The sequence below is a fragment of the Azospirillum sp. B506 genome, from assembly GCF_000333595.1.
In the GTDB taxonomy this organism is placed as follows: Bacteria; Pseudomonadota; Alphaproteobacteria; order Azospirillales; family Azospirillaceae; genus Azospirillum.
Genome location: NZ_BADK01000869.1, coordinates 1 through 891, shown reverse-complemented (window position 1 = coordinate 891; position 891 = coordinate 1). Strand labels below are relative to the sequence as shown.

General features: G+C 66.0%; 1 pseudogene. It reads left to right on the top strand.

Features of this window, described 5'->3' with window-relative positions:
• Positions 1-559: 559 nt before the first annotated feature.
• Positions 560-891 (top strand): annotated as a pseudogene (locus I71_RS26855) (type III PLP-dependent enzyme); the annotation flags it as partial.

Genomic DNA, 891 nt, shown 5'->3' with positions numbered 1-891 from the left:
GCGTCCCTGCTTCACCACCATCCGCTTCTTCAGCCGTCCCGACGGCTGGGTGGCCACCCCGACCGGCGACAGCATCGCCGCACGCTTTCCGGTTTTCCAGCCGGAGACTGCGCAGACAGCCTGATTTCGCCTCATTCCCGCCTCAAAAAATTCACTTGAATCACGGGCGGAAAAGCGTAAATCAATCGGCACGACGCACCCGCACGTGCCTATGGCCCTCTGTGGTTATGCTACGACGTACCGCGTCCTTTTTGGCAGAACCGACCATTCCAGTGGGTCGGTCCCGAGAGGGAGGTCAGTATGTACGCTGCCCACGGTGGGGCTGTGAGACGGTAGCCCATTAGCCGGTAAACGACGCGCTGTTGCCTGGAGCTTCACAGCCCGGGGCCGCTGCTCGCACCGGCTTTTTTCCGTCTGCCCCCTTCCAAAATCTGATTGATCGTCGATTCCGCTGCGCCACCCACGCCCGGCCCTGTGCTGGCCGCTTCGTGGCTGCGTGGGGTAGTCGTCTGCTCACCGGACCGGCTGTGATGCCGTCGTCCGGGGATAGGAGTGCGCCATGGGCTTCCTGCGTTCCCGTTCCGCCGTCACCCCCCTGCGCCGCGTCGGCCTGAACGACAGCAGCGCCGTTTCCTTGTCCACCGGCCGCCGTTCGACGGTCGCTCAGGCCGTCGCCCTGCACCGCCCGGAAGAGCCGATGCACTGCATCCGTCCCGGGGTGCTGGCCGACACCGCCGACAGCTTCCTGAAGGCCTTTGCCGGCGCGACCGAGGCCGTCGCCCGCGGCGGCGATGTGCTCTATGCCGTCAAGTGCAACCCTGAGCCGGCGGTGCTGCGCGCCCTGTGGGCCGGCGGCGTACGCCATTTCGACGTTGCCTCCCCCGGAAATCA